The following is a 23,714-nucleotide window of genomic DNA, read 5'->3' as shown; positions in this document are numbered from 1 at the left end:
ATCGCGTCATGATTTAGCCCACTTGTAAAATCAACTATTCTTGATTATACTATAGTGGTTATTCTAAACGTGAAATTCGATAGGGCAAGACTGAAAACGGATAACATCACTTCGTTTTTCATTGTCAATATGTGAACAATTTTTGGAGGGGAAAGCATAAAATGAAAGCAACTTGGGAAAAAATAGAGAAGAACCTCGGCGTTCTTGAGGTTGAAGTCGAAGCGGAACGCGTAGCGGCGGCGCTGGATAAAGCTTTTAACAAAGTAGTAAAGAAAGCAAACGTGCCTGGTTTCCGTAAAGGCAAAGTGCCTCGGCCGATTTTCGAAGCACGCTACGGTGTGGAGAGCCTCTACCAAGACGCCATCGACATTTTGCTCCCTGAAGTATACAGTGAAGCGGTTGAGCAAACGGATATTTTCCCTGTAGACCGTCCTGAAGTGGACGTTGAGCAGTTTGCAAAAGGACAACCTTTTGTTTTCAAAGCTAAAGTAACAGTTAAACCGGAAGTTAAGCTTGGCGAATACAAAGGCATCGAAGCTCCGGCTGCTACAGCTGAAGTAACTGAAGAAGAACTGAACGCTGAGCTTGAGCGTCTGCAGCAGCGTCATGCTGAATTGATCGTAATCGACGAAGAACCTGCGCAAAACGGCGACACGGTTGTCATCGATTTCGACGGTTCCGTGAACGGTGTTCCTTTCGAAGGCGGCAAAGCGGAACGTTATTCCCTGGAACTGGGCAGCGGATCCTTTATTCCGGGCTTTGAAGAGCAAGTAGTTGGAATGGCTACTGGCGACTTCAAAGACGTTGTAGTTACGTTCCCTGAAACCTATCATGCGGAAGAGCTTGCCGGCAAAGAAGCCGTGTTCAAAGTGAAGCTGCATGAAATCAAACGCAAGCAGCTGCCTGCTTTGGATGACGAATTTGCGAAGGACGTTTCCGAATTCGACACGCTTGAAGAATATAAAGAAGATTTGAAGAAAGAACTCGCTTCCCGCAAACAGCAAGAAAGCGAATCGGCTCGTGAATCCTCCATCGTGGAGAAAGTTGCCGAGAATGCGGAAGTTGAAATTCCAAGACCTATGGTGCTTGGCGAAGTTCAAAACATGGTTCGCGATTTCGACAACCGTCTTCGCACCCAAGGCATGAACCTGGATATGTTCCTGAGCTTCTCCGGACAAACGCTTTCCGATCTGCAGGAACAAATGGAAGGCGACGCTGAGAAACGCGTTCGCAACAACCTGGTTCTGGAGCAAATCGCGAAAGAAGAGAACATCACCGTTTCCGACGAAGACATCGAGCAAGAGCTGGCGAACATGGCTGACATGTACAAACGCTCCAAAGATGAAATCAAGAACATTCTCGCTGCCAATGGTTCTTTGGGAAGTCTGCGCGAAGAAGTTCAGCTTCGCAAGACGATTGAATTCCTGGTAGCAAACAGCAAAGAAACCGCAGCTGCTGCTGAATAAGCTGCTTCTAAATGAACAGCGGATGAACTATAAGTTTCATATGAAATAATAGGGAAGGCACGTAGATTTTTTGCGTGCCTTCGTTGTTCAAAATGGCAGGAAATCCTGGCTGCGAATACTCTGTGTCAACAGGGCGGATTTCTTTCTCCGCACAACAAGCCAGGTTGGAGTCCTGTACCCTTATGCCTCTCTGGCGGGTTGACAAACGAAGAGCAAAGCATATAAATTAGCTGTTGCTGATACAATGTATCACCAAAGCTTCATCTTGGGAAAAATGACATGGACTTTGGAACATGTTAGAATACAGGTGTAGCTGGTTGAGATGATATGGAGAAGGGGTCGGTGGCATGAGCTTAGTACCAATGGTTGTTGAACAGACTAGTCGTGGAGAGCGGTCCTACGATATTTACTCAAGACTGCTTAAGGACCGGATCATCTTTCTCAGCGGCGCAATCGACGATGAAGTGGCTAATCTGGTTGTAGCTCAGCTGCTGTTTCTGGAAGCGGAAGAACCGGGAAAAGACATTCATTTGTACATAAATTCCCCTGGTGGTTCTATAACGGCCGGTATGGGTATTTATGATACAATGCAGTATATTAAATCAGACGTGTCAACGATTTGTGTTGGAATGGCTGCCAGTATGGGCTCCTTGCTCCTTACGGCAGGCGCTCCGGGAAAACGTTACGCTCTTCCGCATAGCGAAGTGATGATTCATCAGCCTTTGGGCGGTGTTCAAGGTCAGGCAACGGATATTGGAATCCATGCCGAATGGATTTTGAAGACAAAAGAAAAGGTCAATCAGATCTATGTGGAACGCACCGGGCAGCCCCTTGAGAAGATACAGCGCGATACAGACCGCGATTATTTCCTGAGCGCCGAAGAGGCTAAGGCTTATGGGATTATTGATAAAGTAATTGATAAGCCTAATATTTGAATAAAGGGGTGTTGTCATGTTTAAGTTCAACGAAGAAAAAGGCCAGCTGAAATGTTCCTTTTGCGGCAAATCGCAGGATCAGGTTCGCAAGCTCGTTGCCGGACCAGGCGTTTATATATGTGATGAGTGCATCGAATTGTGCACGGAGATTGTAGAAGAGGAACTCGGTCATGATGAAGAGTTCGACATGAAAGAAATTCCGAAACCACGCGAAATTCGCGAGATTTTGGATCAATATGTGATCGGCCAGGAGGCGGCAAAGAAATCGTTGTCCGTGGCGGTTTATAACCACTACAAACGAGTGAACTCCGGCAGCAAGATTGAAGACGTTGAACTGCAGAAGAGTAACATTCTCCTGCTTGGACCTACAGGTTCCGGTAAAACGCTGCTTGCTCAAACAATGGCTAAAATCCTGAATGTTCCGTTTGCGATTGCAGACGCTACTTCCTTAACCGAAGCCGGTTATGTAGGCGAAGATGTCGAGAATATTCTGCTTAAGCTGATTCAGGCTGCGGATTATGACGTCGAGAAAGCGGAACGCGGTATTATCTATATTGACGAAATTGATAAAGTTGCCCGCAAGTCGGAGAACCCGTCCATTACTCGTGACGTATCCGGTGAAGGCGTGCAGCAGGCTTTGCTGAAAATTCTTGAAGGCACGGTAGCTTCCGTACCGCCGCAGGGAGGACGCAAACATCCTCATCAAGAGTTTATCCAGATCGATACGACCAATATTTTGTTCATCTGCGGCGGTGCTTTTGACGGCATCGAACAGATGATCAAACGCCGTGTCGGCAAGAAAGTTATCGGCTTTAACGCCGCTTCCGACGGCCAGAAGGAGCTTAAGCCGGGTGAATACCTGCAGCTTGTTCTGCCTGAGGACCTGCTCAAATTTGGTCTGATTCCGGAGTTTGTTGGCCGTCTTCCAGTGATCTCTTCGCTGGAACCGCTGGATGAGAAGACGCTTGTCCGCATCCTGGCAGAGCCGAAAAATGCTCTTGTGAAGCAGTATCAGAAGCTGCTTGAGCTGGATAACGTGAAGCTGGAATTCGAACCTAAAGCGCTTGAAGCCATCGCCCGTGAAGCGATTAAACGCAACACCGGAGCGCGCGGCCTGCGTGCCATCATCGAAAGCATTATGCTTGAAGTGATGTACGAGGTTCCGTCCCGCGACGATATCACAAGCTGCGTCATTACCGAGAAAGTCGTCGAAGAGAAAATCATTCCGGAGCTTAAATCCGGTAACGACAAGAAACAAGAAGAAAGCGCGTAAGGCTGCGTTCGCAAGCCAAACGCCTTTCCAACAATAAACGCCCTTCCTCCACCTCTGACGGTTTAGCTACGCTAAGCCGAATAGGGGTGGAGATTTGGCGTTATGGGGAGAGAGACCTATGTACCTAAGACATCAAACACGCCCGGTGAAAGTCGGTAATTTGACCATCGGCGGCAACAATGAAGTCCTAATTCAAAGTATGTGTACAACGAAGACGGCGGACGTTGAGGCAACGGTGGCAGAAATTTTACGTCTTGAGGAAGCGGGCTGCCAGCTGGTCCGGGTAACGGTCAACAACGATGAAGCGGCGGATGCCATCAAGGAAATCAAAAAGCGGATTCATATCCCGCTTGTAGCGGATATCCATTTCAACTATAAACTTGCGCTGAAAGCAATCGAGAACGGCATCGATAAGGTCCGCATCAATCCGGGCAATATCGGCCGCCGCGAGAAAGTCGAAGCGGTTGTGAAGGCCTGCAAAGAGAAAGGGATTCCGATCCGGATCGGTGTAAACGCAGGTTCTCTGGAGAACCATTTGCTGGAGAAATACGGTTACCCGACGGCGGATGCTATGGTGGAAAGCGCACTTTACCATATTGGTATCCTCGAAGAGCTTGATTTCCATGACATTATCGTCTCGCTGAAAGCTTCCGATGTGCCAATGGCTATTGAGGCTTACCGCAAAGCGGCTGAGGTTATTCCTTATCCGCTCCATTTGGGGATTACCGAATCGGGAACCCTGTTTGCCGGTACGGTCAAAAGTTCGGCCGGGATTGGTGCGCTGCTGTCGATGGGCATCGGTTCGACCGTGCGGATCTCGCTCAGTGCGGACCCTGTGGAAGAAGTCAAGGTGGCGCGTGAGCTGCTTAAAACGTTTGGTTTGATCTCCAATGCCGCTACTTTGATCTCTTGCCCAACCTGCGGACGATTGGATATTGATTTGTTCTCCATTGCCAACGAAGTGGAAGAATACATCTCCAAAATCAAAGTGCCGATTAAAGTATCTGTGCTCGGCTGTGCGGTCAACGGGCCGGGGGAAGCCCGTGAAGCTGACATCGGCATTGCCGGAGCCCGGGGCGAAGGCCTACTGTTCCGTTACGGGGAGATGATCCGTAAAGTGCCGGAGGCAGAGCTGCTGTCCGAGCTCAAGAAGGAAATTGACATTATTGTGAAAGCCTATGAGGAAACGGGAGAAATTCCGGGACGCAAGCAGCATGGCGCTGCTTCGATCTCTTAAGCACTGGCTGCCTGCATCTGCAGGCGGCTTTTTTTGTGTTGCGTGCCCAGAGGCACGCATTATCTAGTTGGTGAAAGTCCAACCAAGAGAGGGGCCAAGCCACTCTTGTAGCTAGGATGCTTGCGCATGGCGAAATCTGTGCGTAAAAGCGCATCGACGAAAGTACCGGCCAGAGGCCGGGCGAGCAACAACCCAGGCCGTAACATCAAGTGAATCCTGCCGCGTCGACAAAAAGGCCCTGCGAAGGGAAGAAGAGGAAGCCGAGTCCCGGACATATGGACGAAGGCCAAGGAAACTGTGCAGAACTTGGAACAATAGTGAAGAATCCTCCGGCGTAGAGGGATCGGCATGGGTTGAAAGATAATGCAGTGAACTGGGGAGACCCTCCCCCACACGGAATTTTTTTTTTTTAGAAACCCGTAAAGAGACGCTCTATAAGTCCAGAAGATGAAGTGAACCGTCTGTGGGAAGGGAGTCCGAGGGGCTCATAGTACCGAAGAACCTAAGGACTACATAACCTTAGGGAGGGAAGGGGTCCTACTTTGTTTATGCTTTTGGAGGAGGTACGAGTGAGTGAATGCCAAGCGGCTAACGACACCCAAGGAAAAAGTTCAAGAACTCCAAGAAAAGCTAGGTCATGCGGCCAAGGAGAACCATAAGCGTAAATTCCATGCCTTGTACGACAAAGTCTACCGGTGGGATGTGCTATGCGAAGCCTGGAAACGGGTGAGAGCAAATAAGGGAGCTGCGGGAGTGGATGCCGTGACGCTTGCAGATATTGAAGAACAAGGAGAAACAAGTTTCCTCAAGGAATGCGAGCGAGAACTAAAGGAAGGCCATTACCATCCGCAGTCCGTGCGGCGGCACTACATCCCGAAGAAAGATGGGAAGCCAAGACCACTAGGCATCCCTACCGTGCGCGACCGAGTCCTACAGATGGCAACCAAACTAGTCATTGAACCCATCTTCGAAGCGGATTTTAAAGAAGTCTCCTTCGGATTTCGTCCGAAACGAAGTGCAAAGGGAGCGTTGGAGCGAATCCGGAAAGCCTGCAACCGTAAAGGAAATTGGGTAGTCGACGTCGATATCCAAGGCTACTTCGACAACATGAATCAAGAGAAACTCATGAAGTTGGTACAGATGCGTATCAACGACAGGAGGATCCTGAAGTTAATCCGGAAGTGGCTACAAGCGGGAGTCATGGAGGAAGGAAACGTAAGACGCTCTGATTTAGGGACACCGCAAGGTGGCGTCATTTCACCGCTTCTGGCGAATATCTACCTGAACTACTTTGACCGGCTGTGGGAGAAACACGGAAGTGGGTTGGGAGAACTGACAAGGTATGCAGACGATTTTGTAGTGGTCTGCAAAACCAGAAAGGACGCCGAGCATGCCTATGAACTCATAGGCAGAATAATGGAACGTCTGGAGCTAACCCTACACCCTACGAAAACCCGCATTGTAGGCTTATGGACAGGAGAAGAAGGATTCGACTTCTTAGGGATGCATCACCGAAAAACAAAAGCAGAAACCTCTCAAGGGAAGGTGTACTATACCACACAACAGTGGCTAACGAAGAAGGCAGAGGAACGTATACGAAGCGTGGTCAAAGACAGATTAGCCCCGCCCGGCATGCGTTCGAAATCGTTCGCGGAACAGGTGGAATGGCTTAATCCAAGGATTAAGGGATGGAGAAATTATTACTACACGAACTACAGCCAAAAGAGATTAGCGAAACTGGATTGGTATATTCTGCAGCGATTCACCCGGTGGTACGCGAAGAAGAGACAACGCAGGAATTGGAAGAGTTCAATATCTGAGGTGAAGTATATTGCCCAAATGCATGGACTACAAACGCTATTGTAATCTGCATGCCCATGAATGACGAACATCGGAAAGCCGTATGAGGGAAAACCTCACGTACGGTTTGATGAGGAGGGGCTGGCGAGCCAGCCCTTTACTCTAGCCCAAAGTTCATCATTTATCGCTAAAAATAACCGTTTCACGTTTAGCCGTTTTTGAAAAGGCTATACTACCAAGTATTAGTCAATTAACGTACAGCCAGGAGAAAACGGGAGGTTAGTCTAACATGAATCTGAGCGTTATAGTAATGGTCGTCAACTTGTTTTTCGGCGTGATTATCGGCATGTATTTCTGGAATCTGCTGCGCAGCCAGAAAGGCAGCCGGACGGCGGTAGACCGCGAATCACGCAAGGAGATGGAGAAGCTGCGCAAGCTGCGGTCCGTTTCGTTGACGCAGCCGCTGGCCGAACGTACACGTCCGGCAGCGATGAAAGACATAGTAGGGCAGAAAGACGGACTGCGGGCCCTCAAAGCCGCGCTTTGCAGCGCGAATCCGCAGCACGTCATCATATACGGGCCGCCGGGGGTAGGGAAGACCGCTGCCGCAAGGGTGGTTATGGAGGAAGCGAAAAAAAATCCGGCTTCGCCATTCCGGGCCGATGCCAAATTTACGGAAATCGACGCGACTACGGCGCGTTTCGATGAAAGAGGCATTGCCGACCCGCTGATCGGCTCAGTGCATGATCCGATTTATCAAGGGGCCGGCGCCATGGGCGTTGCCGGCATACCGCAGCCGAAGGCAGGCGCAGTGACAAAAGCGCACGGCGGGATTCTTTTTATTGATGAAATCGGCGAACTGCATCCTGTACAAATGAACAAACTGCTGAAGGTGCTGGAGGACCGCAAGGTGTTTCTGGAGAGCGCCTATTACAATTCCGAGGACTCCAACACGCCGGCGTTTATCCATGACATCTTCCAAAACGGCTTTCCTGCCGATTTCCGGTTAGTCGGGGCGACAACAAGGTCGCCGCAGGAGATTCCGCCGGCGATCCGTTCGCGGTGCATGGAGATCTTTTTCCGTCCGCTGCTGCCGGAAGAAATTGCGCAAATTGCCGAAGATGCGGTCAAACGGCTTGGCTTTCAGCCTTGTCCCGAAGCGGTGGATGTAGTGAAGAAATACGCGACCAACGGCCGGGAAGCGGTCAATATGGTGCAGCTCGCAGCAGGGCTGGCGCTTACCGAGAAGCGGAATACGCTTGCTGCGGCCGATCTGGAATGGGTAGCCACAAGCAGCCAGCTTGCTCCACGTCCGGACAAAAAGGTTGCGGAATTCCCGCAGATCGGTGTCGTCAACGGGCTGGCTGTCTATGGGCCGAATATGGGCACGCTGCTCGAAATTGAAGCCACTGCTGTCCCTGCCCCTGAAGGGCGCCAGGGCTTGTGCAACATCACGGGGGTTGTCGATGAAGAGGAGATCGGCGGAGGCGGGAGCCGTACGCTGCGCCGCAAGAGCATGGCTAAAGGTTCGGTGGAGAACGTGCTTACCGTGCTGAAGAACATTGGTGTGGAGCCTGAGAAATACGATCTGCATATCAATTTTCCGGGAGGAACGCCGATTGACGGCCCTTCTGCAGGTCTGGCCATTGCCGTAGCCGTAGTATCCGCGATCCGCAAAACGCCGGTCGATCCGAAGATCGCCATGACCGGGGAGCTCGGCATTCACGGCAAAGTGAAGCCGATCGGCGGCGTGGTTCCCAAAGCCGAAGCGGCTTTCCAAAGCGGTGCTACGACCGTTTTAATTCCGAAAGAGAACTGGAATTCGATGTTTGAAGGACTCGAAGGCGTTCAGGTCATCCCTGTCGAAACGATCCAGGAGGCCTTCGGCTGGATTTTTGGTCCTCAGCAATCGGAGGAAACCGAGGAGCAGGCCTCCAAAGGTGTTGCGGATCTCTTCCTTCCGCCTTCGCCGCAGCCGCCGTTTCTTCATGCCAAGCCGCCTTATACGGGTAAAATGTAGAATGATTCAGCAGCCGAAATGGACAAACTGTCCTTAGGCTGCTTTTTATTTTTAGGCTTCAGCCTGTTGAGCGCGTGAAACGCGCGAAATATAAAACCACCCGCTATGCGGGTGGAGGGATCTAGGGTTACACCAATAAGACCATCCCGATAAAATTGAGATGTTCAGGCTCAATTCGAAAGGATGGTCTTAAATGGCAAATAAAAACTTTAGTTTAGCGCACACAAAGTGGATGTGTAAGTATCACATTGTGTTCACCCCGAAGTATAGACGTAAAGAGATCTACAATCAAGTGAGACGAGATCTAATTGAAATCATGAAGCGTCTATGTAAATACAAGGGAGTCGAGATATTAGAAGGACATATGATGCCGGATCATGTGCACATGCTGGTGGCGATTCCACCGAAAATATCTGTGTCTTCCTTTATGGGCTATTTAAAAGGGAAAAGCGCACTCATGATCTTTGAGAAGCATGCCAATTTGAAGTATAAGTATGGGAATCGTAAATTCTGGGCGGAAGGCTACTACGTAAGTACAGTGGGGCTAAATGAAGCCACCGTCGCCAAATACATTCGAGAGCAAGAGGCACATGACCAGGCAGTGGATAAGCTGAGTGTAAAAGAGTATGAAGATCCATTCAGCAGCAACAAGAGCAAGAAAAAGTAAAACCAGTTTAACTGGTAAGTGAAAGAGACAAATAACACTGAGCCTGAACGCTTTGTGGTCAGGCTAGCGTCTTTAGGCGCAGTTTGGCAACAAGGGGTTATACCCCTAGTGCAAACCACCCGTTGGACGGGTGGTTCTGATTTTTCCACAGAGGGAAATGCGCGATATCAGAAAAAAAGTCAGGTCGTTGGTGTTTTAAAAGAACATTTGCTAAAATAGGAATGATATTGCAAGGCCCGTCAAAATGATGCGGCAGACAGGCAAGTAATCGTACAAGGGAGCCAATGGAGGTGCGAAGCAATGGGACATCATAAATCCAAGGGCCGCCGGTTTCCGCTGCTGCCTTTGCGCGGTATTCTCGTCTACCCCAGCATGGTTCTCCATCTGGATGTAGGCCGCGAGAAGTCCGTCAAGGCGCTGGACAAAGCGATGGTTGACGACAACCTGATTCTCCTGTGTTCTCAATCTGAAGTGAACATTGAAGAGCCCACTCAAGAAGATATTTTCCGTATTGGTACCGTTGCTAAGGTAAGGCAGATGCTGAAGCTTCCCAACGGCACGATCCGCGTTCTGGTTGAAGGATTGGAACGGGCTGAAATCATTGAATATCTGGATAACGAGGAGTTTTACGAGGTTTTGGCGGAAGAACGCCCGGAGACCGAAACCTCCGATTCGGAAGTGGATGCGCTGATGCGCACGCTGCTGACCCAGTTTGAGCATTATATCAATCTTTCGAAAAAGGTGACGCCGGAAACGCTCGCCGCAGTTTCGGATATCGAGGAGCCGGGACGTCTGGCTGATGTGATCACCAGCCATTTGTCTTTGAAGATCAAAGAGAAGCAGGAAATTCTGGAAACGATTGATGTCCGTGCGCGGCTGGAGAAGCTGCTGGACATTTTAAATAACGAACGTGAAGTGCTGGAGCTGGAGCGGAAGATCAACCAGCGCGTCAAGAAGCAGATGGAGAAGACGCAGAAGGAATATTATCTCCGTGAACAGATGAAAGCGATCCAGAAGGAGCTAGGCGATAAAGAGGGGCGCGCCGGGGAAGCGGATGAGCTTCGCAGCCAAATGGAAGACAAGGAGCTGCCGGAGCCGGTCCGGGAGAAGGTCATCAAAGAAATCGACCGCCTGGAGAAGATGCCGGCAAGCTCGGCGGAGGGCGGTGTCATCCGCAACTACGTGGATTGGCTGCTCGGTCTGCCTTGGAGCGAGAAGACCGAAGATGATCTGGATCTGGACAAAGCGGAAGCAATCCTCAACGCGGACCATTACGGCCTCGACAAACCGAAGGAACGTGTTCTGGAGTATTTGGCCGTGCAGAAGCTGGTCAAGAAGCTGAAAGGCCCTATTCTCTGTCTGGTAGGTCCTCCAGGGGTAGGCAAAACGTCCCTGGCCCGTTCGATCGCACGTTCGCTTGGACGCGAATTCGTGCGTATCTCCCTGGGCGGCGTAAGAGATGAAGCAGAAATCCGCGGACATCGCCGTACTTATGTCGGGGCTATGCCGGGCCGGATCATTCAGGGCATGAAGACAGCAGGTTCCATGAACCCGGTCTTTCTGCTGGATGAGATTGATAAGATGGCCTCCGATTTCCGGGGAGACCCTTCGGCGGCGCTTCTCGAGGTACTGGATCCGGAACAGAACAATACGTTCAGCGATCATTTCATTGAGCTGCCATTTGACTTGTCGAATGTGATGTTTGTGACTACAGCGAACGCTATTCACAATATTCCGAGACCGCTGCTGGACCGGATGGAGGTACTCAACATTCCGGGCTACACCGAGCTGGAGAAGCTGGAGATTGCCGAACGGTATTTGCTGCCTAAACAGAAGAAAGACCATGGTCTCACCGAAGAGCAGCTGATCATCAATAACGAAGCTATCCTGAAGACGATCCGGGAATACACTCGGGAATCCGGCGTGCGGAATCTGGAGCAGCAAATTGCAGCGCTCTGCCGCAAAGCCGCCAAACAAATCGTTGCCAATCCGGAGCAGGCCATTGTGGTCGGACCGGACGAAATCAAGGATTATCTTGGCGTACCGCGTTTCCGTTATGGCGTTGCCGAGCTTGAGGATCAAATCGGCACCGTTACCGGCCTTGCTTGGACTGAAGTCGGCGGAGAAACGCTAGTCATTGAGGTTACGGTTGTTCCGGGTTCCGGGAAGCTGACGCTGACCGGCAAACTCGGGGATGTCATGAAGGAATCGGCTCAGGCGGCGTTCAGCTATACCCGCTCCAAAGCGGCGGAGCTGGGCATCCCGACCGATTTCCACGAGAAGAATGATGTCCATATTCATATTCCGGAAGGCGCCATTCCGAAAGACGGCCCTTCTGCCGGCATTACAATCGCAACGGCCCTGATCTCCGCGCTGACCAATCGTTATGTCTCCAAGGACATTGCGATGACCGGAGAAATAACGCTGCGCGGGCGGGTGCTTCCGATTGGGGGGCTGAAGGAGAAATCGCTGGCGGCCCACCGGGCAGGCTACAAGAAAATTCTGCTGCCTAAAGACAACGAACGGGATCTGAAGGATATTCCGGACAGCGTCAAACATGATGTGGAATTTGTTCCGGTGTCCCATATGGATCAGGTTTTGGAACATGCGCTTGTCCAGCACAGTGAAGTGCATTAAAAGGACACACGCATTTAGAAAGGAATTGTAGATAACAATGAAAGTAAACAAGGCCGAATTTATTATTAGTGCGGTCCGGCCTGATCAGTATCCTGAAGACGCCTTGCCGGAAATCGCTCTGGCAGGGCGTTCGAATGTAGGCAAGTCTTCGCTGATCAACCGGATGATTTCCCGCAAGAACCTGGCTCGAACAAGCTCGACGCCCGGGAAAACCCAGCATCTGAACTATTACCGGATCAATGACCATCTGTATTTCGTCGACGTGCCGGGATATGGTTATGCCAAAGTGTCGAAGACGCTGCGCGCGGTTTGGGGCAAAATGATCGAAGATTATTTGCTGAACCGGGGACCGCTGAAGCTGGTCATCCAGGTGATCGACCTTCGTCATCCGCCTTCCAAAGATGACATTCTGATGTACGACTGGCTGAAGGCGAATGGGCTGCCGGTGTGCGTCGTGGCGACCAAAGCGGATAAAATTCCAAAGAGCCGCTGGCAGAAGCATGTCAAAATCGTCAAGCAGGACCTGCTCATGCGCGGTGGAGATCCTTTTGTCATGTTCTCGGCGGAAGAAGGAATCGGCAAAGACGAGCTATGGGAAATCATCGGCAGGTATGCCGGCGAACAGGAGGAGCTCGAAGAGGAAGAAGAGAATTAAAGCCGGGAAAAGTGAAATAACTGTGGATTTTTTGAATCCGCGGTTATTTTTTTGTGGAAAGGTAACGCTATTAACTGCCGCCGTTGATCTTTGAAACTCATCTACTTTTCATAAACATTTCATATTCAACTCGGGATGCTTCTGATTTTGTGTGATATAATTAACATTGTTTGAGACACGGATTTTTCGTAATTTATTTAGGCAGGTGAAACTTACAATGCACGTGATGGCAGTTGGACTAAACTATCGCACTGCGCCGGTAGAGGTAAGGGAGAAGTTTACTTTTGCAGATGCAGATCTGCCCAAAGCGCTTGCGGAGTTAAAACAAATCAAAGGTGTATTGGAAGCCGTTCTTCTTGCCACCTGTAACCGTACTGAGTTTTATGTCGTTGTGGACAGGTTGCCGATGTGCGCTCATTATATCCGCAGCTTTATGGAGCAGTGGTTTGGCGTGCAGCGCACCGAGTTTACGCAGCATTTATATATCTATGAAGAAGACCAGGCGATCGAGCATCTGTTCCGGGTTGCGGCGGGGCTGGATTCCATGGTCCTTGGCGAAACGCAGATTCTCGGCCAGGTCAAAAGCGCTTTTTTACTGGCGCAGCAGGAGAAGGCGACGGGCACCTTTTTTAATATGCTGTTTAAACAGGTCATTACTTTGGGCAAGAGAGCCCATTCGGAAACGTCGATTGGCGAAAGCGCGGTTTCGGTCAGCTATGCGGCCGTTGAGCTGGGCAAGCGGATATTCGGCTCTTTTTCCGGTAAAAAGGTGCTGATTCTCGGCGCTGGTAAAATGAGCGAGCTCACCGTGAAACATCTCTACGCGAACGGAGCGGACGAGGTGATTGTCGCCAACCGCACGCTTGAGCGCGCGGAGGAGCTGGCCTCAAAGTTTGAAGGCACGCCTTGCACGCTGGAGCAGGCCGCCAGCCGTCTTGGGGATGTAGACATCGTAATCAGCTCGACGGGGTCGGACAGCTACGTGTTGAAATCGCCGCAGGTAGCAGCAGTTATGAAGCGGCGGCCTTCTCGGCCTTTGTTTATGATCGACATAGCGGTGCCGCGCGATTTGGACCCGCAGATTTCCAATGTATCCAATGTCTTTCTCTACGATATTGATGACCTGGAAGGAATTGTGGAAAGCAATCTGGAGATGCGGCGCAGCGAAGCGACCAAGATCGAAGTGATGATCGCACAGGAAATGGACGCTTTTGCCTTGTGGCTGCAGACGCTGGGAGTTAGACCTGTCATTCGCGCCCTGCAGCAGAAGGCGACAACCATTCATGAAGATACGCTGCAGAGCTTGTTCAACAAGCTGCCGGAGCTGGACGAACATCAGCGGACGGTGATCCGCCGTTTGACCCGAAGCATTGTTAACCAAATGATGTCTGACCCGATCAACCGAATTAAAGAAATGGCTGCCGAGAAGAACGGCGGCGACGCTTTGGATATGTTCAGCCAAATTTTTGCGCTGGAAGACCAGCTGCAGGAAGACGGCCGGAAGCCGTCCGAAGCCAGGGAAGCGGGAGAAGAACGCAGCGGCCGGTCCTCTTCGGCACCGGGCAAGGTTACCTATCCTGTGGCACAGATGTCCGTATAAGGCGGTGAGCAGCCTTGACGCAGCTTGCGATCATTGATGATGCGGTAGTTTATATCTATGCCCTGAGCCTTCTGTTTTACTTCTCGAATTGCTTTTACCGCAATCCGGGAGCCAAACGGATGGGCACAGGGCTTCTTACATGTTCTTTGTTTTTGATGCTGGCCATTTTCGGGATCAGGATCGCGGAAGAAGGGCTGGCCGCCTTTTTTTCCGCTTATGATTATTTGCAGCTTGTCTCTCTTTGCCTGATGCTCGCCTCTATCATTCTTACTTTTCTGCCTCGAACGGAATTGGCGGTCATGCTCGTCAGTCTCATCGGATTTGTGCTGCTTACGGCGAGCAGGCTGGGGTCCCCGGAGGGACAGGAGGCTTATGTTTCCGGTTATACGCTTCACAGCCTGCTGACGCTGCATATTGTGCTGGCCGGCGTCAGTTTTGCAGCTTTGACGCTCGCTGCCGTGCTGGCTGTCTTATATCTGTTTCTGCATTACCGGCTCAAGGAAAAGAAATGGGGCGATATTCTGCGCCGCCTGCCGAGTCTTGAAGCTTTGGACAGCTATATACCGGCTGCCGTTTTGTGGGGCGTTTGCCTGCTGGCGGTCTCCCTGCTGATAGCGGGAGTGGTTATGGTTTGGGAAGGAAACTGGAGAGGGTTCCTTGATTTCAAGCTGGTGCTCACCTTTGCCGGCTTTGTTATTTATCTGCTGTATTTCCTGATCCGAAGACACAAAAGGGCAACTGGTGTATCCATGGCCAAATGGGTGTTGCTGGGTTATGCTGTACTTATTATGAATTTTCTGAGTAATTCAATTTCGTCCTTTCATAGCTGGAACTGGGGGTAACGGCGATGGCGCACTATATTCCGATTATGCTCGATTGTGAAGGATTAAAGGCCGTAATAGTCGGCGGTGGCCGAATAGCAGCGCGGAAAGCCGCTCCGCTGCTCGAAGGAGGAGCTGAGCTAACGGTGATCAGTCCGCAGCTGGGTCCCAGTCTTGAGCAGAAATGGCAGCTAGGGGAGATCATTTGGATGAACCGGCCTTATCAGGCCGGGGATTTAAAGGCATTAAAGGCTGCGCTTGTCTACGCCTGTACGCCGGATCCAATGGTTAACCGAAACCTTGCCCAAGAAGCGAGGGAGCTGAATATTCCCGTGAACGTGGCAACACGTTCTTCGGAGGGGAATTTTATTACGCCGACTGTAATTCGCCGCGGAGATCTGGTAATATCGGTCTCGGCGTCCGGAGCAAGTCCGGTCCTGGTACGCGGCATAACCGATGAGCTCAATGCCCGTTTCGGAGATGAATATGCTTTGTACCTGGAGTTCTGCCGCAAGGTCAGAGAGCGGGTGAAACGACAGGTCGACGATCCTGCCAAAAGGCTCTATCTGATGAACAAGCTGGGCGAACTGGATATATGGGAACAAATCAGAGCAGGAGAATTTCAAATCTGGTCTGAGGGACAAATAGATGAATGGATTGTGAAAGGATGAACAGCATGCGGACGATTATAGTAGGTACCAGACAAAGTCAGCTGGCTTTAACTCAAACTGGTCAGGTGATTGATGATTTGACCCGGATTTGCGAGGAACATAATCTGCCGTTTCAATTTGAAATCCGCAAAATTGTAACCCGTGGAGACCAGATCCTGGATGTGACTTTATCCAAGGTGGGCGGCAAAGGACTGTTCGTGAAAGAGATTGAACAAGCCATGCTGGACAAAGAAATTGATATGGCCGTACACAGTATGAAGGATATGCCGGCCTGGCTGCCGGAAGGGTTGATCAACGGGGCGGTTCCCCGCCGCGCGGATGTGCGGGATGCACTGATTACCAAGCAGGAGGGGCTTGCGTCTCTGATGGATTTGCCCGAGAACGCCAAAGTAGGAACCAGTAGTCTGCGCCGGGCAAGCCAGCTTATGGCGGTAAGACCTGACTTCCGGATCGAGTCGCTGCGCGGCAATATCGACTCCAGGCTCCGCAAGCTGGAGACGGAAGGATTTGATGCGATTATTTTGGCCGCTGCGGGACTTCAGCGGATGGGCTGGAGCGACCGGATCAGCTACTATCTGCCGGCGGATATCTGTATTCCGGCGGTAGGCCAAGGAGCGCTTGGCATTGAATGCCGGGAAGGGGACGAAGAGGTCCGTCGCCTGCTGTCGCTGTACAATGATCCGGGAACCGCGCTTACCGTTCAGGCTGAACGGCGTTTCCTGGCAGAGCTTAACGGGGGCTGCCAGATTCCGATTGGTGCTTTTGCAGAGCTTTCGGTTCCTTCCGATCGCTCGGCGGCGCCTGTCCTAAGCTTAACCGGCATGGTCGGTTCGCCGAACGGGGGCAAGGTGCTGAGAGAGCGGAGTCAGGGAACCGATCCGGAGAAGCTGGGCAAGGAAGTAGCTGACAAACTGATGGCTCAAGGGGCAGGAGATATTCTGGCTGAAATTAGGAGATGATATCGGATGGCGGGGAAAGGGAAAGTATATCTGGTAGGCGCGGGTCCAGGCGATGCGCGGCTGATTACCGTTAAGGGGTTACAGTGTATCGAACAGGCCGATGTCGTGGTTTACGATCGTCTGGCGAACCCGTCACTGCTGAAGCGGATGAAGCCTGGGGCGGACAAGATTTATGTGGGTAAAAGGCCTGACCGCCATACGATGAAGCAGGACGAAATCAACCGGCTGTTGGCCGATTTGGCGCTGCAAGGGAAAAATGTCGTCCGGCTGAAAGGCGGAGATCCAACCATCTTTGGCCGCGTGGGCGAAGAAGCCGGACTGCTGCGCCAGCATGGCATCTCTTTTGAAATCGTGCCGGGCGTGACTTCGGCTATCGCCGTTCCGGCGTATGCCGGCATTCCCGTTACGCACCGGGAGCTGGCCTCCTCGCTGTCGATCATCACCGGACACGAAAGTCCGGACAAGCTGGATCATTCCATCAAATGGGATAAGGTCACGCAGGCTACCGGAACGCTGATATTTATGATGGGGGTCGCCAAAATCGGCTATATCAGCAGGCAGCTGATTGAGCATGGCCGGCCTCCTGAAACGCCTGTCGCTTTGATCCGCTGGGGAACAAGAGCGGAACAGGAGACCTTGACCGGGACCTTGGCGGATATTGAGGAAAAGGTAGCCCAAGCCGATTTCCAGCCACCGGCTGTCATCGTGGTCGGAGAAGCGGTGCTGCAGCGCGGGGCGCTGAGCTGGGCAGAGGAGCTGCCGCTGTTCGGCAGACGCGTGCTCGTCACGCGCTCCAGATCGCAGGCGAGCCAACTAGTGCGGAGGATTGAAGAACTGGGCGGAGAACCGTATGAATGCCCGGTGATCGAAACCGTGATGCCGCGGGATGAAGAGACGCTTCGGCATAACCGTCAGGCTTTGGCAGGCTTAAGCGGCTATGACTGGCTTTTTTTTACGAGCGTTAACGGCGTGGACTTCTTCTTCCGTCATCTGATTGAGGCAGGGGCCGATATCCGTTCACTGCATAAAGCCAGAATTGCCGCAGTTGGGCCGGCAACCCGGGAGGCGCTAAAAGCTAAAGGGATTGTTGCCGAGGACCTGCCGGAACGGTTTCAGGCTGAGGGTTTAGCGGAGCTGCTTGGCTCCGAGTGGAAGCCGGGACAGAAAGCACTGCTGCCCCGCGGCAACCTGGCCCGTTCCTGGCTGCCAGAAACCCTGGTTGAGCAGGGGCTGGAAGTTACCGAAATGAAGGTTTATGAAACCGTACTTCCGGAAGAAAATGACGACGAGCTGATTACCCTCCTGGAGGAGGGCGGCATTCATATGATTTCTTTTACAAGTTCTTCTACCGTAACAAATTTGATCGCGATGCTTCGCCGGATGGGACTTTCCGACCCTGCAGAAGTTTTGAATAAGTCGGCAATCGCCTGCATAGGGCCGGTTACGGCCCAAACAGCAAAAGCGGCAGGCCTCCGGGTTGCTGCTGTAGCCGAGCAAGCCACCCTTGACAGTCTCGTTGACGAGCTGTGCGAAATAAACCATAAATCCCAATAAATGAAGGAGCTGTTGCAGCATGTCTTTTCCAATCGTACGTCACCGGCGCTTGCGCCAATCCGCCAATATACGCAGTTTGGTTCGGGAAACGGTATTGACGGTCGATGATTTTATCCAGCCGATCTTTGTCGCTTACGGAACGGGGGTTAAGAGGGAAATCCCCTCCATGCCGGGGGTATACCACTTCTCTCTGGACACGCTTGAGCAGGAAGTGAAGGAAATCGTAGAGCTTGGCATCAAAGCTGTGCTGCTGTTCGGCATTCCGGAGACCAAAGATGCCATTGGAAGCTCTGGTTTCGCTGAAGACGGCATTGTGCAGGAAGCGACCCGTGTGATCAAAAAGCTTTATCCTGACCTGCTTGTCGTGGCCGATACCTGCCTTTGCGAGTTCACCGATCACGGACACTGCGGCATGGTCCATACCTTTGAGCGCGACGGACATATATGCGGGGACGTTCTGAACGATGAATCCCTGGAGCTGCTGGCCCGGACAGCTGTATCCCAAGCCCGCGCAGGTGCCGACATCATTGCCCCTTCCAATATGATGGACGGCTTTGTACAGGCTATTCGGGCTGCGCTTGACGAAAATGGTTTCTCCCATATTCCGATTATGTCTTATTCCGTGAAATATGCTTCGGCTTTCTACGGTCCCTTCCGCGATGCCGCGGATTCAGCGCCGCAGTTCGGCGACCGCAAAACCTACCAAATGGATCCGGCCAATGTACGCGAAGCGCTGCGTGAAGCGGAATCCGATGTACTGGAGGGTGCCGATATGCTGATGGTCAAACCGGCGCTAGCTTTTATGGATGTCATTCGCCTTGTTCGAGATCAGTTTGATCTGCCTCTTGTTGCTTACAATGTGAGCGGGGAATATTCCATGGTGAAAGCGGCCGCTCAACAGGGCTGGATCAATGAACAGGCTATTGTGACAGAGATGCTGCTGGGCATGAAACGCGCCGGCGCGGATATGATCATCACTTATTTCTCCAAAGATATGGCCCGCTGGCTGCGGGAGGCTTAAGCTGAGTTCTGGCAGCTGGACAACCTGCCTGTAAAAATTCTGCAATAAGGGTAAAGATAAATAGGATAAGCAAGAAGGCAGAAGCCCTGAAGAACAGGACCGCTCTCTGCCTTCCTTACATATAACAAGGAGTGAATATCATGACTACAAACCAACCCAAACGGCGCGACGATAAATCCAGAACGGCCTTTGAAGAAGCCAAACAGTATATTCCCGGCGGGGTGAACAGCCCGGTTCGCGCCTTTAAATCAGTGGGACTTACGCCTATTTACGCCGATCATGGCCAAGGCTCAAGAATTTATGATATCGACGGCAATTCCTTTATCGATTATGTAGGCTCCTGGGGTCCGCTGATCATGGGACATGCCCATCCGGAAGTCGTTAAAGCGCTGCAGGAGACGGCAGCCAAAGGCACCAGCTTCGGCATGCCTACCTTGCTTGAAACCGAGATGGCCAAGCTGGTAGCCGAACGTGTGCCTTCCATTGATATTGTGCGTATGGTCAACTCGGGAACAGAAGCGACGATGAGCGCGATTCGTCTGGCCCGCGGTTACACTGGCCGCAGTAAAATCCTCAAGTTTGAAGGCTCTTATCACGGCCATGCGGACAGCCTGCTGATCAAAGCGGGCTCGGGTGTTGCGACCTTGGGACTGCCGGACAGCCCGGGCGTTCCGGAAGGGGTGGCGGCCAATACGATTACCGTGCCTTATAACGATATTGAAACGGTTAAGCTGGCATTCGAGAAATTTGGCGAAGAAATTGCCGGCGTGATCGTAGAGCCTGTAGCCGGCAATATGGGGGTCGTGCCTCCGCTGCCTGGTTTCCTGGAGGACTTGCGCAGCGTGACCGAGCAGTATGGCAGCGTGCTGATTTTTGATGAGGTTATGACCGGCTTCCGCGTGGGGCTGAACTGTGCTCAGGGACGATTTGGGATTACGCCCGATTTGACCTGCCTTGGCAAGGTGATTGGCGGAGGGCTTCCAGTAGGCGCCTATGGCGGTAAACGGGAAATTATGGAGAAAATGGCGCCTACAGGCCCGATCTATCAGGCCGGAACGTTAAGCGGGAACCCGCTGGCCATGACGGCTGGCTTCACGACCTTGTCGCTGCTGACGCCTGAGGTTTATGAGCGGCTTGAAACCCTTTCGGCACGCCTTCAGGCAGGTTTTGAGCAAAATGCGCAGGAGCGCGGCATTCCGTGCACGATCAACCGAGTAGGCTCAATGGTTTGCCCATTTTTTACAAACGAAAAGGTCATCAACTTCGACACGGCCAGAACCAGCGATCTTGATTTGTTCCGCCGTTATTTCGCCGCTATGGTGGATGAAGGCATCAGCGTAGCGCCTTCGCAATTCGAAGGCATGTTCGTTTCGGGCGTGCATACGGAAGCCGATATCGACGACACGATTGAAGCCCACCGCCGCGCGCTGCAGCGTCTATGATGAAGCAAGGAGCCGGGATACGCCGTGGAGAGTGGCTTGAGCTGACTCCCGGCAAAGCGCTGAAAGGCGCCGAAGATAAAAAGGCTGCGGCGGCAGAGTGGCTGGCAACCGAAGCCGGCATGCCGGAGAAGCTGCTGAAGTGTTTGAATGCGGAAGGAGAAATCAAACTGGCGGGAGACCGCCTGCGTTTGAAAGTATTTCCTGAACGCGGCTTTGGGTTTGAGCCGATGGGTGAGCCGCCGGTGATTCTGTACGAAGATGATTATTGCCTAGTGGCTCATAAACCGGCCGGGATGAAGGTACATCCGGATGGCGGTGAACGCCAGGTGACGCTGGCGAATGCAATTGCGGCTTATTACGAGGCAAGCGGCGAGCAAATTGCCGTCCGCCATATCCACCGGTTGGACGAATACACCTCGGGTCCGGTGCTGTACGCCAAAAATGAATGGGCGCAATTAAAGCTGGATGAAGCGATGTCGCTCAAACAAATCGGACGCACCTACCTGGCCTGGGTAGAAGGATGGGTTGCCCCTTCGCTGACACAAATCGATGCTCCCATCGGCCGGGATCGCCATAACAGCCGCAGGCAGCGGGTGACGCCCGGCGGGAAATCGGCTGTTACGCATGTGGAGCTGCTGGAGACCTTTGGGGCCCCGGCCGGTTCCGGGACCGGAGCAGCAGCGGGGTTGTTAGCCGGAGCCGGATCGGCTGCTTCCCTGGTCCGCCTGAGGCTGGAGACCGGCAGGACCCATCAAATCCGGGTCCACATGGCTTATGCCGGTCATCCCTTGATCGGCGACAAGCTTTATGGCGCCAAGGTGAACCTGCTGGATTACCAGGCGCTGCATGGAGAAAAGCTGGAGTTCGCCCATCCGTTAACCGGCGAATTTCTGGAGATTGCAGATCCTTGGCCGGAGGAGCTTGTCCGGCTTGATCAGAAGCTGCGCGGCGGAGCCCGGAGGTAACTTTCCAGCCAGGACAAAAAGAATGGCATGCTCTCCTTTTTACGGCATATAGATAGAAACGAGCGATGATTGAGCTTCGGTTGTAGGCTACAAGCGAAGAATTCCGTTTTGGCAAGCGTAAAAAGGAGGTATGTACCCTTGGCTGATCAGTCTTACGGTTTGAGATTTGATATCTATGAACGCGTTCATTTATCGGCAGAAGAGGTCGGCATCGACGAATTGGAAGAAATTGAGCTTTATCCGCGAATCCAGGTGGTGTCCGGCGATGATTATGCGACTCTGCGGGGGCATTTGCTGCTGACAGGCCTCTACCGCGGGGAAGGCGAAAGCCGGGAGCTGTCCCACCTGATCCCGGTTGAAATTACGGTCCCGCTGAACCGGGTAAACCGCCTGGAGGACATCTCGGTTGAAATTGAAAATTTCGACGTGGACCTGCTGAACGAGCGGAGTCTGAACGTGACCGGTGTCTTGTCCCTGCAAGGCATTGAAACAGCTGCCTTTGCCCCGGTTGCGCAGGATTGGAGCAGCCGGGAATATACGGCGTCGTATGTGCCGGAGGACTTTAATCCCACCAACGATCCGTGGATTCAGGCGGATGCCGCTTTCCTGCAGGAGGAGGCGTCATCGGATGCCCAGCAGGCGCAGGAACGAGAGCAGGAGCAGACGCTTCAGCAGGAGCAGGCCGATTTCCTGAATCAGATCCCTGCGAATGAACAGGAAATTGTCCAAGTGTCCGCAGAGGCGGAAGAGGATGCAGAGGAGCGGGCGGCAGGTGCCGTGGAATCCTGGTTGACAGCCGGCAGTCCGGACTTTGAGCGTTTCGGACAAGACGATACGGAGCCGTCGTTTGCTCAGGCCGCTCCTGAAACCTCGAGTCCGGGTTTTGGAGCCATCCCGTCCATTTTGGCAAGGGAGCCGGAAGCCGGTTTGCCCGGCATCAGCTTTGCTTCGTTAGCGACTCCTGAACTGCGTCAGGCGGAACAAACACAGACGCAGGCCGCTTCTGACGAATGGTTTAGCGAGGAAGGCAGTCAAACATCGGAAACAGCGGCTCCGGCTTTCGCCTCTGCAGGAGGCGATACGGTTCCGCGCGAACAAGCCGAGGTTCAGGTTTGGAACATCAGCAGCCAAGAGGCGGAAACGGCGGTACAGTCGGCTTTCTCCTCCGCAGTCGACTCGGAACGGGAGGAGCAGGCGCCTGAAGCCCGGCACGAGGAGCAGGCTCCTGCTGCTCCGGAGAAACCGGCGGAGTCCCAGGAGCCGGAGAACTTGGCCCCTGCCGAGAACAATTCCGCACTGGAATTGGAGAATGCCCCTGAAGCAGAAGCCGGGCCTGCCGAAGAAGAGAAACCTCAGGAAATGAAGATTGCACTTGGCAGCAAGAACAAGACTATTCCGGAGAACAACGGTCATTTCGGCTTCAGCCAGCTGCTCCACTCTTCTAAGGCGTCTGCCTCGGCTGCGCCGGAACAAGCGGAGGCTTCCGTCTCCGAGGAACCTTCGCCGGAAGCCCTGCAGGCAGAACGGGAAGAGCGGCAGTGGAAGCAGGCCTTTATCTCCAATCTGAACGAGGCAACGCCTTTCCGAAAGGTACGAATGGTCATTGTTCAGCGCGAAGAGACCATTGATGAAATTGCCGAGCGTTACAGCATGAGCGCCCGCGAGCTGCTGCTTCATAACCGGTTGTCGGAGCAGACGATTGAGGAAGGCCAGGTTCTGTATCTGCCGTAAGGGAGGTTTCGGCATCCCCGGCAGCTTGAAGGACGGCTTCCCCCGCTCAAAGTAGCAAAAACACGTCAAAAACGTGCAAATCTTGTCAGGTTTCCGCGTCTCGGCATTGACTATAGGGAACAAGAAAGTTATGATGGACTATAGTCAAAGACGATGACCGGGAATAGTAGACCGTATGCCCTTCAGAGAGCGGAATTATTTGCTGTGAGATTCCGCAGGACACAGCTGGCCGAAGTCGCCCGTTAGTTGCCTGTTTGAAG

The 23,714-nt window shown here is 52.5% G+C and carries 18 protein-coding genes and 1 other annotated feature (1 of these 19 running past the window's edge); all 18 genes read left to right on the top strand.

Translation table 11 applies throughout. The annotated features are described in order from the left end of the window. Positions 1 to 161 precede the first annotated feature (161 nt). A complete protein-coding gene (gene tig / locus AWM70_RS13695; RefSeq protein WP_068697264.1) occupies positions 162 to 1,466 on the top strand; it encodes a trigger factor in 1,305 nt (434 codons plus the stop codon). A 347-nt stretch (positions 1,467 to 1,813) separates the two neighbouring features. Then, the gene (clpP, locus tag AWM70_RS13690) at positions 1,814 to 2,401 is read left to right on the top strand and encodes an ATP-dependent Clp endopeptidase proteolytic subunit ClpP (protein WP_068697261.1); all 588 of its coding nucleotides are present in this window, start codon (positions 1,814 to 1,816) and stop codon (positions 2,399 to 2,401) included. Positions 2,402 to 2,417: 16 nt separating this feature from the next. Continuing rightward, a complete protein-coding gene (gene clpX / locus AWM70_RS13685) occupies positions 2,418 to 3,674 on the top strand; it encodes an ATP-dependent protease ATP-binding subunit ClpX (protein ID WP_068697259.1) in 1,257 nt (418 codons plus the stop codon). Between the two features lie 118 nt (positions 3,675 to 3,792). Next, positions 3,793 to 4,911, top strand: a complete 1,119-nt coding sequence (gene ispG, locus AWM70_RS13680; protein ID WP_068697256.1) for a flavodoxin-dependent (E)-4-hydroxy-3-methylbut-2-enyl-diphosphate synthase — start codon at positions 3,793 to 3,795, stop codon at positions 4,909 to 4,911. A 573-nt stretch (positions 4,912 to 5,484) separates the two neighbouring features. Further along, a complete protein-coding gene (ltrA, locus tag AWM70_RS13675; RefSeq protein ID WP_068697254.1) occupies positions 5,485 to 6,777 on the top strand; it encodes a group II intron reverse transcriptase/maturase in 1,293 nt (430 codons plus the stop codon). 223 nt (positions 6,778 to 7,000) lie between these two features. After that, a complete protein-coding gene (lonB, locus tag AWM70_RS13670; RefSeq protein WP_068697252.1) occupies positions 7,001 to 8,731 on the top strand; it encodes an ATP-dependent protease LonB in 1,731 nt (576 codons plus the stop codon). A 193-nt stretch (positions 8,732 to 8,924) separates the two neighbouring features. Beyond that, on the top strand, positions 8,925 to 9,398 hold the full coding sequence (tnpA, locus tag AWM70_RS13665; protein ID WP_068693347.1) for an IS200/IS605 family transposase: 474 nt from the start codon (positions 8,925 to 8,927) through the stop codon (positions 9,396 to 9,398). Between the two features lie 300 nt (positions 9,399 to 9,698). Beyond that, positions 9,699 to 12,035: an endopeptidase La gene (lon, locus tag AWM70_RS13660; protein WP_068697250.1), complete on the top strand. Its 2,337-nt coding sequence runs from the start codon at positions 9,699 to 9,701 to the stop codon at positions 12,033 to 12,035. 37 nt (positions 12,036 to 12,072) lie between these two features. Further along, on the top strand, positions 12,073 to 12,690 hold the full coding sequence (gene yihA / locus AWM70_RS13655; protein ID WP_068697248.1) for a ribosome biogenesis GTP-binding protein YihA/YsxC: 618 nt from the start codon (positions 12,073 to 12,075) through the stop codon (positions 12,688 to 12,690). A gap of 217 nt (positions 12,691 to 12,907) precedes the next feature. Further along, the gene (gene hemA / locus AWM70_RS13650) at positions 12,908 to 14,290 is read left to right on the top strand and encodes a glutamyl-tRNA reductase (RefSeq protein WP_068697246.1); all 1,383 of its coding nucleotides are present in this window, start codon (positions 12,908 to 12,910) and stop codon (positions 14,288 to 14,290) included. 14 nt (positions 14,291 to 14,304) lie between these two features. After that, positions 14,305 to 15,132 (top strand): cytochrome c biogenesis protein CcsA, encoded by an 828-nt coding sequence (gene ccsA / locus AWM70_RS13645; protein WP_068697244.1) that lies wholly within the window; start codon positions 14,305 to 14,307, stop codon positions 15,130 to 15,132. A gap of 5 nt (positions 15,133 to 15,137) precedes the next feature. After that, on the top strand, positions 15,138 to 15,782 hold the full coding sequence (locus AWM70_RS13640) for a precorrin-2 dehydrogenase/sirohydrochlorin ferrochelatase family protein (protein WP_068697242.1): 645 nt from the start codon (positions 15,138 to 15,140) through the stop codon (positions 15,780 to 15,782). A gap of 5 nt (positions 15,783 to 15,787) precedes the next feature. Beyond that, on the top strand, positions 15,788 to 16,741 hold the full coding sequence (hemC, locus tag AWM70_RS13635) for a hydroxymethylbilane synthase (protein ID WP_068697240.1): 954 nt from the start codon (positions 15,788 to 15,790) through the stop codon (positions 16,739 to 16,741). 6 nt (positions 16,742 to 16,747) lie between these two features. After that, the gene (gene cobA / locus AWM70_RS13630) at positions 16,748 to 18,295 is read left to right on the top strand and encodes a uroporphyrinogen-III C-methyltransferase (RefSeq protein ID WP_068697238.1); all 1,548 of its coding nucleotides are present in this window, start codon (positions 16,748 to 16,750) and stop codon (positions 18,293 to 18,295) included. 19 nt (positions 18,296 to 18,314) lie between these two features. After that, positions 18,315 to 19,316 (top strand): porphobilinogen synthase, encoded by a 1,002-nt coding sequence (gene hemB, locus AWM70_RS13625; protein WP_068697236.1) that lies wholly within the window; start codon positions 18,315 to 18,317, stop codon positions 19,314 to 19,316. A 140-nt stretch (positions 19,317 to 19,456) separates the two neighbouring features. Continuing rightward, positions 19,457 to 20,758 (top strand): glutamate-1-semialdehyde 2,1-aminomutase, encoded by a 1,302-nt coding sequence (gene hemL / locus AWM70_RS13620; protein WP_068697234.1) that lies wholly within the window; start codon positions 19,457 to 19,459, stop codon positions 20,756 to 20,758. After that, complete coding sequence (locus AWM70_RS13615) at positions 20,755 to 21,723, top strand: RluA family pseudouridine synthase (protein WP_068697232.1); 969 nt, start codon at positions 20,755 to 20,757, stop codon at positions 21,721 to 21,723. The genes hemL and AWM70_RS13615 overlap by 4 nt, the downstream gene beginning before the upstream one ends. A gap of 138 nt (positions 21,724 to 21,861) precedes the next feature. Beyond that, positions 21,862 to 23,454, top strand: a complete 1,593-nt coding sequence (locus tag AWM70_RS23280) for a LysM peptidoglycan-binding domain-containing protein (protein WP_068697230.1) — start codon at positions 21,862 to 21,864, stop codon at positions 23,452 to 23,454. 144 nt (positions 23,455 to 23,598) lie between these two features. Further along, positions 23,599 to 23,714: a binding site (T-box leader), on the top strand (it continues 180 nt past the right edge of the window).

Origin of the sequence: Paenibacillus yonginensis (assembly GCF_001685395.1) — a bacterium.
In the GTDB taxonomy this organism is placed as follows: domain Bacteria; phylum Bacillota; class Bacilli; order Paenibacillales; family Paenibacillaceae; genus Fontibacillus; species Fontibacillus yonginensis.
The sequence above is the reverse complement of the archived record's forward strand: the minus strand, read 5'-3'. Positions and strand labels throughout refer to the sequence as shown.

Bases quoted from the DNA above. Each gene is read 5' to 3' on its own strand.
- yihA (WP_068697248.1), top strand. From the start codon at position 12,073: ATGAAAGTAAACAAGGCCGAATTTATTATTAGTGCGGTCCGGCCTGAT.
- hemC (WP_068697240.1), top strand. From the start codon at position 15,788: ATGCGGACGATTATAGTAGGTACCAGACAAAGTCAGCTGGCTTTAACT.
- ispG (WP_068697256.1), top strand. From the start codon at position 3,793: ATGTACCTAAGACATCAAACACGCCCGGTGAAAGTCGGTAATTTGACC.
- clpP (WP_068697261.1), top strand. From the start codon at position 1,814: ATGAGCTTAGTACCAATGGTTGTTGAACAGACTAGTCGTGGAGAGCGG.
- lonB (WP_068697252.1), top strand. From the start codon at position 7,001: ATGAATCTGAGCGTTATAGTAATGGTCGTCAACTTGTTTTTCGGCGTG.
- clpX (WP_068697259.1), top strand. From the start codon at position 2,418: ATGTTTAAGTTCAACGAAGAAAAAGGCCAGCTGAAATGTTCCTTTTGC.
- tnpA (WP_068693347.1), top strand. From the start codon at position 8,925: ATGGCAAATAAAAACTTTAGTTTAGCGCACACAAAGTGGATGTGTAAG.
- cobA (WP_068697238.1), top strand. From the start codon at position 16,748: ATGGCGGGGAAAGGGAAAGTATATCTGGTAGGCGCGGGTCCAGGCGAT.
- AWM70_RS13615 (WP_068697232.1), top strand. From the start codon at position 20,755: ATGATGAAGCAAGGAGCCGGGATACGCCGTGGAGAGTGGCTTGAGCTG.
- hemL (WP_068697234.1), top strand. From the start codon at position 19,457: ATGACTACAAACCAACCCAAACGGCGCGACGATAAATCCAGAACGGCC.
- AWM70_RS13640 (WP_068697242.1), top strand. From the start codon at position 15,138: ATGGCGCACTATATTCCGATTATGCTCGATTGTGAAGGATTAAAGGCC.
- hemA (WP_068697246.1), top strand. From the start codon at position 12,908: ATGCACGTGATGGCAGTTGGACTAAACTATCGCACTGCGCCGGTAGAG.
- hemB (WP_068697236.1), top strand. From the start codon at position 18,315: ATGTCTTTTCCAATCGTACGTCACCGGCGCTTGCGCCAATCCGCCAAT.
- lon (WP_068697250.1), top strand. From the start codon at position 9,699: ATGGGACATCATAAATCCAAGGGCCGCCGGTTTCCGCTGCTGCCTTTG.
- tig (WP_068697264.1), top strand. From the start codon at position 162: ATGAAAGCAACTTGGGAAAAAATAGAGAAGAACCTCGGCGTTCTTGAG.